The sequence below is a fragment of the Alphaproteobacteria bacterium PA2 genome (assembly GCA_002256425.1).
Lineage (GTDB): Bacteria > Pseudomonadota > Alphaproteobacteria > Caulobacterales > Caulobacteraceae > Phenylobacterium.
Window position 1 is genome coordinate 3,067,669 of record NKIZ01000001.1, and the last position, 15,313, is coordinate 3,082,981.

The window sequence follows — 15,313 nt, forward strand, 5'->3', positions numbered from 1 at the left end:
TCCCCGTCCTGCCAATCGCCAGGACAAGCCATCCACGTGGCCTTGGATTCATCTTCGACTTTCAGGACGCCTAAGTCTAGGGCGCGATGTCGCCTGAGGTCCTTGGACTTGTCGGACAGCCGTGTAGACTGTGGAAAAATCGCGTGCGGGAAGTTGGCCCGGCTTGAAGACGCGACGGCCAAAGGGAGTTGAATGGTGTCGAATTCATTGCGGGGACTGCTGGGCCTCGCCGCGATTTTCGGTCTGGCGGGTCCGGTCTTCGCCCAGACACCTTCATCGAATCTCGGGCAGCAGGTCTATGAACGGGCATGCGCCGGGTGCCATGCTGCACCGGCTGCCGGCAGCCGGGCTTCCTCGGTCGAGCAGCTGCGGTTGATGACTGCCCAGACCCTGCGAACCGCCCTGACCACCGGTCCCATGCGCGGCGTCGGCGAGAGTCTTTCGCCTGAGGAAATGGAAGGTGTGATCGGCTATCTTTCAAACAGGTCGGCGCCGGCTTCGGCCGGGATTCCTGCGCCGCCAATGTGCAGCTCAGACCGGCTTTCAATCCGTATTCCTCAGGGTGTGGCGACAAGAGGCTGGGGCTTTGATCCGGAGAACACGCGGCGCATGTCCGCCTCCCAGGCCGGCCTGACGTCTGGCAATCTGAAAAATCTGGAGGTCGCCTGGACGCTCGCCTTCCCCGGAACAACTACCCTCCGATCCCAGGGTGTCGTTGTCGGCTCGACGCTCTTCTATTCCGCTGGCCAGGCCGGACGGCTCTACGCGCTGGATGCAGAAACCGGCTGCGCGAAGTGGATTGCGGAGCCCCCTTCCGAAATCCGGACTGGCCTTGCCTTCGGGCGGCTGGGCAAGACTGGGCGGTTCGCCCTGGTGGGCAGCGATGGCGGTGGTCAGGTCCAGGCCTGGGACGCCACAACGGGCAAGCTGATCTGGCGTGTTGATCCGCGCACAGGCGGCATCGGCATGCTGACGGGGACCCCGGCCTTTGCAGGCGAAAAGCTGATCGTTCCGATTTCGGCGATCGACGTCGCCCTGGCCATGCGTCCGACCTATGGCTGCTGCAAGGGACATGGCGCGGTCGCCGCCCTCTCCGCCGAGACAGGAGCGCGGTTGTGGACCTACCACACCATGGTCGATGCAGCGCCGCTCGGGATTAAGAACAGTCAGGGCGTTGAGATGCAGGGGCCGTCAGGGGCGCCCATCTGGTCCTCTCCGGCCATCGACATGAAGCGCGGCCTGGTCTTTGTGGGGACAGGCGAGAACACCTCCCCGCCAGCCACAGCGACCAGCGACTCCATCATCGCCATCGACCTTAAGACCGGTCATGCGAAATGGGTCTTCCAGGCCCTGGCGAACGATGTCTGGAACATGTCCTGCCCCCAGGGGCGCGGATCCCGTCGCCCTCCCGGGGCCAACTGCTTCTTCTATGAGAGCGATAGCGTCCTGCGCGATCACGACTTCGGCGCGGGTCCGGTCATCGCAAGCGCTGGCGGCAAGCCGATGATTCTGGCCGGACAGAAATCGGGGGATGTCTGGGGCCTGGACGCCAGGACCGGCGAGAAGATCTGGAACCAGAAGCTCGGCATCGGAACGGCGCTCGGCGGGGTGCATTGGGGTCTGACGGCGGACGCCCGACGTCTCTATGCGCCGATCAGTGATCCGGGTGTGCCGCAGGAGAAGTCCGCCGCGGGGGTCCATGCCCTGGATCCCTCCACGGGAAAGGTGCTTTGGAGCTGGCGTGTTCAGCCAGCCTGTGACCCGCCGAGAGGCGCAAAGGTGGCGGGGTGCATGGCGCACGCCGGCATTTCTGCAGCCCCGATGGTTCTGGATCAATCCATTGTCGCCGGGGGCCTGGATGGCAGGGTCTGGGTGCTCGATGCAGCTACGGGCGCGGTCCAGGCCGTGCACGACACCATCGCGACCTTTGACGGGATCAACGGGGTGAAGGGCAATGGCGGCGCCATCGATTCCGCCGGGATCTTTGCCGGTGGCGGCTCGCTCTTCGTCAATTCCGGCTACAGCCAGTTCGGCCAGCAGGGGGGCAATGTCCTGATCGCCTATCGCTCCAGGCGATAGGCGACCCTGCTAGAGGAACCCAAGATATCTGGGCGAGAAGTACTGCAGGTTCGGGAAGATGGTCGCCAGATCGGCGTCCGAAACCCCGAACCATTTGCCGATGGTTGCGCCGTACTGATCAACCGAGGTCGTCGGCACCACTGCAGCGCCCACCATGTCCGGGTTCTTGAAGGACCCCAGATCCACCCCCAGGGTCGGATACTGACCATAAATATTCTTGCCGTTCACCGCGCCGCCCATGACGAAATGGTGGCCGCCCCAGGCGTGGTCAGTGCCGTCTCCGTTGGATGTGAAGGTTCTGGAGAAGTCCGACGCCGTGAAGGTGGTGACATTCGATCTCAGGTTCAGACCACCGATATTGCCAAGTACAGAGTCAAAATAGCTCATGGCATGGGCCACCTTGCCGAGCAGGTTCGGCTGGTTGGTGTTCTGGTAGTCATGGGAGTCGAAGCTGCCAATACTGACAAAGAACACCTGGCGCTTCATGCCAAGGGCGGCATTGGCGGCGATCATGCGGGCGACCGTCTGAAGCTGGGTCGCCAGGGAATTCGCCTCGACCCTGCCGGTAATGATGTTGGTATAGGCCGAAGGCGCCGGAACCGCCGTGACCGCTGCCTGGGTGAAGGCCTGGTTCAGCGCAGTGGCCGAATTCATCGACCGGCCCACCACGGTCGCATAGTCGGCCGAGAACAGGTTGGATCCGGAGGTATCAAGGATCGAGTCCCGCAGGCGCGAAGGCCCGACGCTGGATCCGAACAGGGTTGTTCCACTGGCCCCGGTGATGCTGAGCGCCGGCTGGGATGCCGTGGTCATCTGATACTGGGTGATATTGCGGCCTGACAGGAAGACCGCATTGCCCGAGACGGATATGGCCGTGAAGAGGGTGTTCGCCCCGTTCATGCTGGCCAGCAGATCGCCATATTGACCGCCCCAGCCTACCCGCGCGCCCTCAGCCGCCCCGGCCTGCCAGGTGGAAATCTGGTCATTGTGAGAGAAGAGGTTACGCGGAACCGCCACCGACTTGGCCTGATACTGGGCCTTGGTGATGGGACGCACCAGCGTTCCCACATTGGCGACCACGGCCAGGCGACCGGCGTTGAACAGGGTCTGCAGGGGCCCAAGCACGGGGTGAAGGGCGAAGGTCCGGGTGGAAGCGCTGGTTCCCGGCGGAACCGGATTTGCCGTGATCGGCGTGATCGGCAGGACGCCGCCCCAGGCCTCGGTCGACTTGAGCGTCACGGTCCGGCCCGTCACAGGGCTGACGGATCCGACCGGGGCTGCAGCCGTTCCAACCGGCATCAGGGCGATCGGCTCCTCGCCGATGTTCCGCGTCGTATAATAGCGCCCCCAGGAGTCGGCATCCGTAGCCAGCACGGTATTGTGGCTGTCATTTCCGCCGGACATGAAGACGCAGACTATGGCCTTGTAGTCTGGCGCAGACTGGCCCGCCGCAGACCCGGCCGCGGCCAGCTGCAGGGCGAAGGATCCCCCCGCCCCCACAAGCGACATGGCGCCGCCGACCCGGAGAAGATGACGACGATCGACTGACATCTTGGTCATGGTCATCCCTCCTAGCGCTGCACGATGTATTCGGGTGAGGTCATGGCCAGGAACACGGCCAGCTTGGCCCGGTTCAGCAGGGCCGCATCGATCTGCGCCTGGGTGGCCGTCCCGCCGGGCACTGCGACCCCGTTCACTGAATCGATGATCCGGGTGCGCAGGGTCGAGGACATCTGCTCGTTCAGCACCATGCGATTGACCCGGTCAGCCAGGGCGCTCGCATCATTGGCCAGGGCCATTTCCCGGGTATAGGCGGCCTTGATATCGTTTCCGCTTCCCACCCCGTTCCCGACAGCGCCCTGGAGGGTGTTCACATATCCGGCGACCGTGACTTCATCGACAATCTGCATTTCAGGCGCCGTAAGGTTCTGGGCGCCCAGCCTGGTTCCAGGCGGCACATAGCCGGGTCGATAGAAATTGAAGACGGAAGGCGAAGTCAGAGGAGACTGACCCAGGGAGGTGTTCGCACTGGTCGATCCCAGCAGAAAGGCGCCAGAGGTCGACGTCGCGCCAAAGGCCCGCATCCAGTTGGCCAGCCGCACTATGGGTTCACGGACCTTGCCATAGGTCGGGCCGGTGGTGACCGCTATGTCCCGCGCTTCGGTGTCGGTCAGCACGGCGCGTATAACTGCCGACATGTCCCCCCGGACGCCGGAACCGTTATTGTTGAAGACCGTGGCGACGCGCCCGACATAGGCAGGGGTCGGATTGCTGGTGACCAGTTGCTGGATCAGCCGCTTGGCCATGAAAGGTCCGACGTTCGGATGATTGAAGATCGTGTCCAGGGCGATTTTCAGATCGCCCGCCGGATCCGACGTCGTGGTCGCGGGAATAGTCGTCCCCAGGAAGCTCTTCTCGGTAATCGAATGGAAGGCCGGATACAGGGTCATGGGCGTGACGCTGGCGTTCGGGTCCTTGTTGCGACCGAAATAGGTGTTCGTGGTCGGTGTCGGTGAATACCAGCTCATCCCGGTGAAAACCTTGGCCAGACCGGAAATGTCCTCCGAGGTATAGCTCTGGATCGGGTTTCCGGCGGAGTCCAACTGGTTGGTGCCGTCATTGTTCAGCTTGAAGACCCCGATGCTCATCAGCTGCATGACTTCACGGGCATAGTTTTCGTCAGGGTGACGGCCCGTGGCCAGATCCTCTTTCTGGTTGGAAAGGCTGGTCAGATAGAGCCCCATCATCGGATGCAGGGTCACCCGCTCCAGGAGGGTCCGGTAGTTGCCAAAGGCGTTGGCGCCCAGCATGTCATAGTAGGAGGCCGCACCCCGGGTATCGACATTGGCGTCAGCCAGCGAGACGACAAAGATCTGCGACAGGGCGAACTTCATCCTCTGCCGCAACTGATCCGGGCCCGTCACCACCTGCGACCAGAAGCTCTGATAGAATTCGGTAGGCGTCAGCGTCGCCGCCGGATTGGACGCCTGCAACTGGGTCAGGCGGGTCTCGACAAAGGTCTGGTGCGAAGCTGACGGAGCCAGGGCCATCTGGCTGGTCAGCCAACCAGCATAGCCCTGCCCCTGGACATTGGAGATGTCTGCGTCCGTCACACCGAAGGTCGCCTGGGTCAGGAACCGCTCGGCCTGGGCATCTGTGGGGACGATGCTGCTGGGGGGCGTTGGCGTGGTTCCACCGCCGCCGCCTCCGCCACCCCCGCCGCCACAGCCAGCCGTCAGCAGCAGAAGGCCGAGGGACAAACCCAGTGTGACGCGCCTCAATGAGTCCAGCATCGACTCAGCCCTCCAATAGGCCCAGAGGGCTCAGGCTTTCACACTCCGCACGGCGTTTCCAGTGGTTCACGAAACCTTCGCAACATCCCCGGCGGGCCTGAAGAAAATTTCTGAAACCCGTCTGCCGGAGGCCGTCTTCTCGACCTGAACCACCACATCAACAATGCGGCGGACATAGGTCTGAAGGTGCTCCCAACCCAGGTCCAGACCGCTGGTCATGGCCAGGAGGGCGATCTGGTCCAGGGCCCCGGCCGCCGAGTCGGCATGGACCGTGGTCAAGGAACCCGGGTGCCCGCTGTTCACGGCCCTCAGGAAGGAAAACGCTTCCGCCCCGCGCAGCTCACCCAGCAGGATCCTGTCGGGGCGCATGCGCAGGCTTGCGGCCAGCAGGTCTTCGGCCGTCACCCGCGCCTCGCCCTGCTCGCCACGCACAGCCACAAGGCCGACGGCATTGGCCTGGGTAAGCTGGATTTCCGGGGCGTCTTCAATGGCGATCAGCCGCTCTTGCGGGCCGATCTCCTTGAGCAGGGCGTTCAGCAGGGTCGTCTTGCCGGCCCCGGCGCCTCCACTGATGACGATGGATTTCCGGGCCCTGACAGCAGCGCGGAGGAAGCCCTCAAGATCTCCGCTCGAAAGCAGGTCCTGCAGTCTTGCGTCGGAGCTTGCGCTTATCGCCTCTGATGCCGAAGCTGCGAAGAGACCCGCGGCGCCGAGATCCCTCAGCGAGAGGTCGGCGATGGCCTGGCGGCGGACAGCCAGAACCAGTCCGCCCCGGGTGGCCGGCGGTGCAATCACCTGGACCCGGGCGCCATCTGAAAGGGTTGCTGACAGAAGGGGCCGCTCGCGGCTCACCCCCTGGTGGCTTGCGGCGGCGACCTGTCTCGCCAGACGGCCCAGGACAAGTTCTGACAGCTCGGGCGCCGCCTCAAGGGTCATGACGCCCTGAGTGGTCTCGACCCAGACCTCGCCGGGACGATTGACCAGGATGTCGGTGACGTCTGACCGCTCAAGCCAGGGCTTCAGGGGCGCAAGATAGGCGTCCAGGAAAGGCGCCGCAGTCATGGACGCGGCGCCACCGTTGTAAAGTCCAGGTCACGGGTCAGCAGCACCTGGAGGGGGGTTCCCTGCCTGACCTTGATGGTCACAGGGACGGACTGGCTTTGCGGGGTCAGCCGCGAGGCCGCTTCAGAGCCGCCAATGCTGATGGCTGTGCTCGGCCCCTGTGACGACGCCGCTGCAACAGCGGTGTTCAGGATGGACAGCAATATGGCCCCGCCGAACCTTTCCCGGAAATGGGTATCGGTCTGTCCGGCAAGACCGCCCCGACCGAGGGGATCGGTGGAGGGCGACCCGATTTCTATGGATACGCCATCCGGCGTGAGGATCCGCGACCAGATCACAAAAGCCCGGGTCTGGGCATAGGCGACGCCGCTGCGATACTGGCCAAAGAGCTTGGATCCCCGGGGAATGAGCACCTGGGCGCCGTCAAAGCCCCGGACATCCTGACTGACCACCGCGCGAGCGGCGCCTGGCAGGTCAGAATTGATGGCGGTTTCCAGGACCGCCGGGATCAGCGTGCCCTGGGGCGCCACCCGGGACAGGTCGCGCAGGCGGGTGGCGCGGGCCGTCTCAACCCCGCCAGACCCGACCCGGGCCGCGAACCTTTCCTCGGCAGAAGCATTGGGTTCAACAGGTTCACCCCCAGGCCTGGCCGCTGCAGCTGCTGCTGCCGTGGCGGCGGGCCCGGCGGCCGGGTCGGCCAGGTCAACAACCATGGCAGGCGCCCTCAGACGCCGGGCGGGATCATTTTCCGGAATGACGACGGCGACCGGCGCTGTCGGAGCCGTGGCTGCTGGAACCGAGGCGGGCGTCGGCGCAACCACTACGGCCTGGGCAGGCGGCGTATAGGCGGCAGGCGCCTGGGGCGCGGCCTGCACCGGCGCCTGGACCTGGGCGCGGGCCTCCCGGCTGGAGCTCAGGGAGGCGAAGGTGACCATGCCCAACAATCCGGCCCCGGCCACGCCAAGCACCATGGTCCAGGGCGAGCTGGGTTGGGACACCTGCAGACCCGACCGGGTCGCCCGATCAAACACCGGGCTGGGGGGCGGGGAATTCGGCGATGGGGTCATTTTCGCCACCAGGAGGATTTCGGTCGGGGTTGGGGGCTCAGGGGGCCCGGGTCCGCGGTTCGGTAGCCATCATTGAACAGCCGGGTTTCTTCGGAGCCATTGCGCAGGACAAAACCCGGCGCCAGGCGATCAACCACTGTGTAGCCGTCGCGGGTGCGGCTGTTCACCACGGCTTCGGACTTGTCGGCCTCGAGGGCGAAGATTGCTGGCACCGAACCACCCGGCGCAAACTGGAAATAGGTCGATACGCCATCATCAAACACCCGCTGGGGCAGGTTGGCCTTCGAGCCCTGGTAGCTGTAGGCGTGGTTGACGTCCTGCGGCGGCAGGACCACGGGCGCTGCCGTGACGATCGGCGTCTCCGGAGCAGGGTAGAGGAATTTCAGATTATAGGTGACTGCAGAGGCGCCGCGCTTGCCAGCGTCCGCCCTTACAACCAGTTCGAAGGCATAGCGTCGCTGGTTGGTCACCACCTGCATATTGGTCGGCGGCGCCCGGTCCATCGGTTTGAGGAACAGCAGATTGGCCTTGCGGCTCGGCACCACCTGCCAGCTCAGGGAGTCGCCGATGGCGACATTCTCGATCCGCTCGCCCGGATCGAACTCTATGGTCAGCTGATAGCCCAGGGCCGCACGGACAGTGACCACCTGATAGGGATCATACCAGACCTCCCGCAGGCGGGGGTCGCCAGGACCTGGCGAAGGCTCCACAGCGGCAATGGCGCTGGAGGCCGAGAGGCAAATGGCCAGAATGGCTGCTGGAAGTGGACGCAGGAACATTATTGCAGAGCCTCCCTGGAGCCCCGTCGCGCACCGCCGGGTGAAGGCCGGCGATAATCCTGATCGGATCCGGAATAGGATGCCTGCGTCCGCCCAGGGCCGGGACTGCGGGCGGTCGAGGTCAGCTCGATGCGGCTGGAAGCCTCTCCGCGCATGCGATCCGCCAACATCCCTGCACGGGACGTAAAGCCTGGACCTCCCGTCGCCATACCGGCGTAGGCATCCTGCCGTTCGGCAAAGACCGGGTGGGTGGCTGCAGGCCTGTCGGCCAGAATTTTCGGGGGCTTCAGGGCGACCGCAATCACGATCGCCGCCAGGACCATGGCGACCTGACCAAGGGTGAACACGAAGACCAGGGTTGAGGTGCTGACAGCCGTATTGGCATTGAGGCTGCCGCTCTGGGCCTGCTGGGCGAGGGTAACCAGCCAGGGTGTGAGCGATGCGAATTCCAGGAAGACCAGGGTCCAGATCAACAGGGTCGAGACAGCCGTCGCCGCAAGGGCGCGGACCCAGCCCACAGCCAGACCCCGTGTCGCATCAAACAGGAACAGGGCCACAAAGAGGGGCCCGACAGCCGTGAGGACGCCAATAAGCAGGGTGCATGCAGCCAGCATGCCGGCGGTCACGACCAGCACCGTGTCCGCCGCAGAGGCCAGGGAAAGCGCAGCGGCGCCGAACCTGGCGGCGCCCGGCGTCTTCATGGCCCCCGCGAAGGCGCCGGAAGCGGCCGACAGCTGGTCATAGAGAACCTGCAATTGCCCAACGGGATCGGAAACCCCCTGGACCCCGCCGACGGACGGACTGGAGATCAGGGCCGCCAGCTGGCCCGGGGCCCTGGATGCGACGTCGAATACCAGGGTCTGGAAAAGGCTCCAGCTGGTGACCATGGCCAGGATGGCGCCGACCTTGAGGGCCATGCGCGGTCCATCGGAAAGCCGGGCGCCATCGGGCGCCAGCAACAGACGGTAGCCTACCGCCGCCACATAGATGGTCAGGGCGATGGTCACGCTGGTCTGGAAGGCCGGCGATCCGGCCAGGGCCAGATAACCCCTCTGGGCAAAGTCCTGGGTATTGCAGTCCACGGCGCCGAGCACGGCGCGGATGGACCCCAGTTCAGGGGACATCTGGCAGGCGCCGCTCATGGATTTGTTCCGGACATGAAGGGCTCGAGCCAGTCGGCCGGATCATCCCCCAGCCGGGCCCGCAGGACGTCCAGCCTGCGGACACTGCGCTCAGTCCCCGCAAGCACCCGAAGCTCTCCGCTCATGCCTGAAAGATCCAGGCGGGCGACGACGCTGGTGTCACCCTGCTTGACCAGGAAGCACCGCGAGGTGTCAGGCAGGGTCTGGACCAGGGCCAGCTCATGCTCGGTCAGACCGAAGCCGTCCACATAGTCCACGGCCCGCGCCCTCGGATTCGGGAAGAAAATCTGGGTCGCCGACTGCTCGACAATGGCTGAGGCTATGCGGCTCTCCAGGGCGTCGGACGCGCTCTGGGTGCAGAAGCCCACCAGACCGTTGCGTTTGCGGATGGTCTTTTCCCAGTCCTTGATCCGACGGGCGAAGACGTCGTCATCCAGGGCCTTCCACCCCTCGTCCACCAGGATCATGGCGGGCGACCCGTCCAGTCTCTGCTCGACCCGGTGGAAGAGGTACATCATGGCTGGAGTGCGGATGGTCGGAAAGTCCAGCAGCCGCGTCATGTCAAAGCCGACAATCCGCACCTCGTCGTCGATGAGGTCAGTCTCGTTGTCGAAGAGCCAGGCGTGCTCGCCGCCTTCACACCAGGCCGCCAGGCGCGATGCCAGGTCTCCGGCTGCCGGCCGACGGCCGCCCCGGAACAGGTCACGGAGATATCTCAGCCGCCTGAGGGCCGGAGGCTGCGCATAGCTGGCGTCGATGGCGTCAGAGATGGTTTCGCGATCCTGGGCGTCCAGGAGAGCGCCGTCGCCCTTGAGCAAGGTCGCCAGCCACTCCGCCAGGAAGGCGCGGTTTTCACCGGTGTCCGGCAGGGCCAGGGGGTTGAAGCCGGAGGGCGTCCCCGGGGTCAGGATGTCATAGCGCCCACCCACTGCGCGGATGAAGGCCTCGGCGCCCCGGTCCTTGTCGAAATAGGCGACCCGCGGATTGAACCTCTGGGCCTGGGCGGTCAGGAAGGTCATCAAGGCGGTCTTGCCCGAGCCCGACGGTCCGATGACCGAGAAATTGCCCAGATCCCCGTTGTGGAAGCTGAAGGCGTAGGGCCCGAAGGAGGTGGTCTCCAGAGTGGCGACCGGCGCGCCCCAATGCAGGTTGCGGGTCTGGCCAAGCGGCTGGTTGTGCAGACTGGCCAGGCTGGCGAAATTGGCGACCGACACCAGGGCCCGTCTGGCGATGAAGGCGAAGTTTCCGGGGAACTGCGCCCAGAAGGCGGGCTCGAGATTGACGTCCTCGCGCACGGAAATCGCGCCGGCCTCACCCAGGGCTGACTGGATTTCCGCCACGCCCTGATCCAGATCCTCGAGGGTTTCGGCCCTGGCCAGAATACTCAGGTGATGCTCGCCATAGACGGCGCGTCCGGCCCCGACCTCGTCCTGGGCGGCGGCGAGTTCGGATCTCAGACTGACCGCATCGTCCTCGGCGGCCCGAAGACGGCGAAGGGCCAGACCCATGCGATCCAGGGAAACCTGCCGGTCCACAAAACCGAAGCTTTCTGTCAGCACCATTTCCCGGGGCAGGCGCAGAACACCGTCCAGCATGCCGGGGCTGGACCGGGCCGGGTAGTCCTTGAGGGACACCATGGCGCCAAAGCTGACCGGCCAGGGTCCGCCAGCCCCGAACTCCATGGCGTCCATGCCAAAACTCAGGCGGCGGCCCGCAAGAGCGCGGCCGAGATCGCCAGACGGCGCCAGAACCCGTGAGGGCTCGCCATTGGCGAGACTTGCGAGAAACTCCGCCGGCTCGGAACAAAGCCCACCTGGCCCGTCATGGAGGGCAAGTGTCCTGGGGCCATAGTGCGACAGGGCGGACTGAAAGGTCTCCCGCAGGGCGTGGAGCTGGCGCAGCTGCCGGTCCTGGCCTTCATTGCCCGAAGTCCGCCTGCCGAAAAGCCCGCTGAGCAGGCCTGCGGTTCCCTGGAGTGGGCGGCTGACCAGGGTCAGGAAGATGTCATTCACATACAGTCGCCGGCTGGCGAGGCGGGCCTGCCAGGCATTGTCCAGGGCGGCGCAAAATGGCTGGTCAGGAGCCGTCTGGCGTGCAGGCTCGACCCGCCGCCGGATGACGTGATGATAGATGGCCAGCCGTGAAGAGGCCGCGCCGCGGAGCAGGGTTTCGCGGACCGCCTTGCGATAGTTCAGTTCATCGTCATCGGAGGTTTCAGCCGGGAAGCCCTGCAGTCTGATCACCTGGATCAGTAGGCCATCCCGGGTCCGCAGGGTCTGGGGATCCAGGTGACCCATATAGGGCAGCCGGTCACCGACCTCGACCTCCTTCGGGGCAAGGAGCCTGGCGGCCCGGCTTGTGAAGACCGAGCCCATTAGGGCCGATAGGAGTTGGCGCCCCAGAACCCGTGGTTCGGGATCCTCGGGCAGCGGCTGAGTTTGGTGATCCAGAGATCAAAGAACCTGGGCTCATTGATGCACCCGACATAGCCGACGCCATGCAGCACCAGGGCCAGCAGGAAGACCCAGAAGGACCGGGTGATCAGGAAGCCTTCAAGGGTGACGATCAGGTTGAAAACCGCCCAGGTATAGGTGACCCCGCCGATCATCTGCGGTCGCGTCAGGGCGCTGAAGACAGGGTCGGACTTGAGTGAGGCCATGGTCTAGTGGATTCCGCTGGCCAGGGACCGGATGCCGGCGACGATGGCAGCAGCTCCGAAAATGACGAAGCAGCCGATCACCACGGTCAGGCCACGCCGCCATTCAATGCGCCCGGTGAGCATCATGAAGCCCACCACTGCAACCGCGATCACTGCGGCCGTTGTGGCGAGGTTTCCCAGCAAGGTCCCCTGCACCCACTCCAGGGCGGCCACGATCGGCGATGAACCGGCCGGGTCCGTCGCCACCGTCTGGGCCAGGGCGTTCGAGGCCGTCGCCGTCAGGGCGAGCGCCAGGGATGTCCGGCGGATCATGGTCGGCTCCGAGCAACAAGGGTTGAAGCTTCCGACGCCGCCAGTCTTGCCAGAATGGCGGCCACATAGGCCTGGGTTTCGCGGTAGGGGGGCACGCCGCCATACTTCCGCACGGCAGCGGGGCCAGCATTGTAGGCCGCCAGGGTCAGGACAAGATCGTTGTCGAACTGTCCCAGGAGCTGTTTGAGATAGACCGCCCCGCCCTTGATGTTGTCCCTCATGTCCTCGGCCTGGACGCCCAACTGGCTGGCCGTCCCCGGCATGAGCTGCATGACGCCCCGCGCGCCCTTCGGTGAAACCGCTGTCTGATTGAGCCGGGATTCCTGCCAGGCGACCGCTTCGATCAGCCGGTCGCTGATCTGCACGGCTGCGGAGGTTTCCTGGATGGCCTGCACCACATCTGCCCTTGCGGCGGGCCTGGCGACGGCGATCTGTGACGGATTCACCGGGGCCGCGATCAGGGACCTGCCGGAATCCGTGGTCACCACCGGCCCGGAAATGACTTCGGTTTGCCCATCAGCGCTGATCTCGATCACCTGGGCGCGGGCCGCGCTGGAGGCCAGAACCGCCAGCGCAACGGTCATCAGCCGTGTTGAGAGGCCGGATAGGCCCCTCCAGACGGTCAATGCGCGCGACAATCCCAACACCCGGGGCCTCAATCTTCTTTGAGCCATCACTTCAGGCTCTATCCGGCCTTCAACCAATTCAAACCATCCCCCCGGAATGGGCGCAAGCGCCTTACCCCAGCAACAATGTGGACAACTTGATCGGGCGTTGGGTCGTCCGTGATGCAACTGGACCTGAAGGTTTGGCGGGTGGACAATCAGAAGGCCTGCATTGAGTCCCCGACCCGACTGCAGGACTGGAAGGATTCTGGCTCAAGATGGCGAACCTAAGGCACTCCGGACTCTTCCTGGCGCTGGTCGCCCTGGACCTGGCTCTGGCCGGGTGCGCAGGAATCTCCGGCGACAGGAACGATACGCCCGTCTCCAGAGGCAGAGCGATCGCTGCGGCATCCTGCGCGGCCTGCCACGACATTGACGGACCCGGCCCAGGTTCCGAAGGCGCCGCGCCGGGATTTTCTGACCCGGGGTTACGCCACACCGCCGCCCTGCCCGGCCGTCTGGAAAATCTGACCCGGGAGGGCCATTACAACATGCCGGCCAGACCCCTTACAGCGGCACAGGTCGGGGATCTGCTGGCCTACATCCAGCGCAATGGCGGGACTGAATGAAACTTCAGTCTGTGCGGGGCGGTTTTGACCGTGTTATGCCGTTTCAGCGTTTCGAGCTGAATGGCCAGAACGCCATTTGGGGGTGAGACGCCAGTCGGCCATGGTCAGATCAGGATCATCTAGCAAGGCCGTGGGACCATCCCGCAAAGGCCCCGGCGCATGACTTCGCCCCGCGACATCGCCAACCGCATTCCCATTACGGGCGCCCTGATGCTGGCGACCCTGATGAACACGCTGGATTCGACCATCGCCAATGTCGCCCTGCCCCATATCCAGGGCAGCGTGTCGGCGGCCCAGGATCAGATCACCTGGGTGCTGACCTCCTACATCATCGCCACAGCGATCATGACGCCCCTCTCCGGCTGGCTGTCCCAGAAGTTCGGCCGAAAGCGCATGTTCCTGCTGTCGATCTTCGGCTTCACGGTAGCTTCCATGCTGTGCGGCGTCGCAACGAACCTTCCGGAGATCGTCTTTTTCCGACTGCTTCAGGGGATAGCCGGCGCGTCCATGATGCCCCTTTCCCAGACCGTCATGCTGGATATCTACCCACCCGCACAGGTTCCGCGTGTCATGGCCTTGTGGAGCGCAGCGGTCATTGTCGGCCCGATCCTGGGGCCGGCCCTTGGGGGCTGGCTGACTGAAAATCTGTCCTGGAGATGGGTTTTCTACATCAATGTGCCAATCGGAATCCTGGCTTTCTTCGGCCTCTACACCTTCATGGACGACGACGAAGGGGGGCGACAAAGGCCCTTTGACTCCTTGGGGTTTACTGCCCTGGTCGTCTTTGTCGGCGGTCTTCAGCTCATGGCGGACCGTGGGCCAGGCCAGGATTGGTTCCATTCACCGGAGATCTGCGCCTATGGCATGGCGGTGCTGATCGGACTTTGGGTTTTCGTGGCCCAGACCCTTTCCGCAAAGAATCCGTTCTTCCATCGCGACCTCATGCGGGACCGGAATTTCGCCACCTCGACCATCATCTCGTTCTTCATCGGCGGCTTGATGTTTTCGACCACCGCCCTCCTGCCGACCATGATGCAGAGCCTGATGGGCTATTCCGTCCTTCATGCCGGATACGCCAGCATGCCGAGAGGCATTGGCTCGCTCATCGCCTTTCTTCTGATACCCCAGTTAATGATCTTGATCGGGGCCCGTCGCGTCCTGCTGACCGGTCTGGCGATCAGTTCCATCGCCGTCTACATGATGACCCGGTTCTCGCTGGAAATGACGTCCGACTCGATCATGGTTTCCGGCTTCATCCAGGGCTTTGGCACGGGCATGATGTTCGCGCCCCTGTCCATCCTGGCCTTCGCCACCCTTTCGCCTGTGCACCGGGTTGAAGGGACCATTGTCAACACCATGGCCCGAAGCCTGGGATCCAGTGTGGGAATCTCTGTCGCCCAGGCCCTGCTCGTGCGCCAGAGCGTCTCGGTCCACTCGGTTCTGGCGGGACATATCCAGCCGTCAGATCCGGTCATTTCGGCGGCATTGCCGAAGTTCCTGGATCCATCAAGCCAGTCGGGGATCATGACGCTGAATAGCGAGATCACCCGCCAGGGGGCCATGGTCGCCTATGACTGGGTGTTCTCGGTCCTGCTGCTGGCGTCCCTGGTGATTGTGCCCCTGCTGCTGATCATGCGCCCGCCGCCGCCGGTCGCGAGACCGACGCACGAGGTGGCCGCAGACTGA

The 15,313-nt window shown here is 64.5% G+C and carries 13 protein-coding genes; 3 read left to right on the plus strand and 10 right to left on the minus strand.

What is annotated here, in order from left to right; genetic code table 11:
• Nucleotides 1–192 precede the first annotated feature (192 nt).
• Nucleotides 193–2,079 (plus strand): hypothetical protein, encoded by a 1,887-nt coding sequence (locus tag CFE28_14765; GenBank protein OYU71144.1) that lies wholly within the window; start codon nucleotides 193–195, stop codon nucleotides 2,077–2,079.
• Nucleotides 2,080–2,088: 9 nt separating this feature from the next.
• Here the strand turns inward: CFE28_14765 and CFE28_14770 are convergent, their stop codons facing one another.
• The 10 genes from CFE28_14770 to CFE28_14815 all read right to left on the minus strand — a co-directional run bounded on the left by CFE28_14770 (nucleotide 2,089) and on the right by CFE28_14815 (nucleotide 12,977).
• The gene (locus tag CFE28_14770) at nucleotides 2,089–3,588 is read right to left on the minus strand and encodes a hypothetical protein (protein OYU71735.1); all 1,500 of its coding nucleotides are present in this window, start codon (nucleotides 3,586–3,588) and stop codon (nucleotides 2,089–2,091) included.
• A 62-nt stretch (nucleotides 3,589–3,650) separates the two neighbouring features.
• Nucleotides 3,651–5,372 (minus strand): hypothetical protein, encoded by a 1,722-nt coding sequence (locus CFE28_14775; GenBank protein ID OYU71145.1) that lies wholly within the window; start codon nucleotides 5,370–5,372, stop codon nucleotides 3,651–3,653.
• A 66-nt stretch (nucleotides 5,373–5,438) separates the two neighbouring features.
• The gene (gene virB11, locus CFE28_14780; protein OYU71146.1) at nucleotides 5,439–6,434 is read right to left on the minus strand and encodes a P-type DNA transfer ATPase VirB11; all 996 of its coding nucleotides are present in this window, start codon (nucleotides 6,432–6,434) and stop codon (nucleotides 5,439–5,441) included.
• A complete protein-coding gene (locus CFE28_14785; GenBank protein OYU71147.1) occupies nucleotides 6,431–7,501 on the minus strand; it encodes a type VI secretion protein in 1,071 nt (356 codons plus the stop codon). The genes virB11 and CFE28_14785 overlap by 4 nt, the downstream gene beginning before the upstream one ends.
• Nucleotides 7,498–8,280 carry a type VI secretion protein gene (locus CFE28_14790; GenBank protein OYU71148.1) on the minus strand — a complete coding sequence of 261 codons (783 nt, stop codon included), beginning with the start codon at nucleotides 8,278–8,280 and terminating at the stop codon, nucleotides 7,498–7,500. Before CFE28_14790 ends, CFE28_14785 begins: the two co-directional genes overlap by 4 nt.
• Nucleotides 8,280–9,422 (minus strand): type VI secretion protein, encoded by a 1,143-nt coding sequence (locus CFE28_14795; protein OYU71149.1) that lies wholly within the window; start codon nucleotides 9,420–9,422, stop codon nucleotides 8,280–8,282. The genes CFE28_14790 and CFE28_14795 overlap by 1 nt, the downstream gene beginning before the upstream one ends.
• On the minus strand, nucleotides 9,419–11,797 hold the full coding sequence (locus CFE28_14800; GenBank protein ID OYU71150.1) for a type VI secretion protein: 2,379 nt from the start codon (nucleotides 11,795–11,797) through the stop codon (nucleotides 9,419–9,421). The genes CFE28_14795 and CFE28_14800 overlap by 4 nt, the downstream gene beginning before the upstream one ends.
• Nucleotides 11,797–12,081 carry a type VI secretion protein gene (locus CFE28_14805; GenBank protein OYU71151.1) on the minus strand — a complete coding sequence of 95 codons (285 nt, stop codon included), beginning with the start codon at nucleotides 12,079–12,081 and terminating at the stop codon, nucleotides 11,797–11,799. Before CFE28_14805 ends, CFE28_14800 begins: the two co-directional genes overlap by 1 nt.
• A 3-nt stretch (nucleotides 12,082–12,084) precedes the next feature.
• Nucleotides 12,085–12,393: a type VI secretion protein gene (locus CFE28_14810; GenBank protein OYU71152.1), complete on the minus strand. Its 309-nt coding sequence runs from the start codon at nucleotides 12,391–12,393 to the stop codon at nucleotides 12,085–12,087.
• A complete protein-coding gene (locus tag CFE28_14815; protein ID OYU71153.1) occupies nucleotides 12,390–12,977 on the minus strand; it encodes a transglycosylase in 588 nt (195 codons plus the stop codon). Before CFE28_14815 ends, CFE28_14810 begins: the two co-directional genes overlap by 4 nt.
• 299 nt (nucleotides 12,978–13,276) lie before the next feature.
• Between CFE28_14815 and CFE28_14820 the strand changes: the two genes are divergently transcribed.
• Both CFE28_14820 and CFE28_14825 read left to right on the plus strand, forming a co-directional pair.
• Nucleotides 13,277–13,627, plus strand: a complete 351-nt coding sequence (locus tag CFE28_14820; protein ID OYU71154.1) for a hypothetical protein — start codon at nucleotides 13,277–13,279, stop codon at nucleotides 13,625–13,627.
• A 159-nt stretch (nucleotides 13,628–13,786) separates the two neighbouring features.
• Nucleotides 13,787–15,313 carry an EmrB/QacA family drug resistance transporter gene (locus tag CFE28_14825; protein OYU71155.1) on the plus strand — a complete coding sequence of 509 codons (1,527 nt, stop codon included), beginning with the start codon at nucleotides 13,787–13,789 and terminating at the stop codon, nucleotides 15,311–15,313.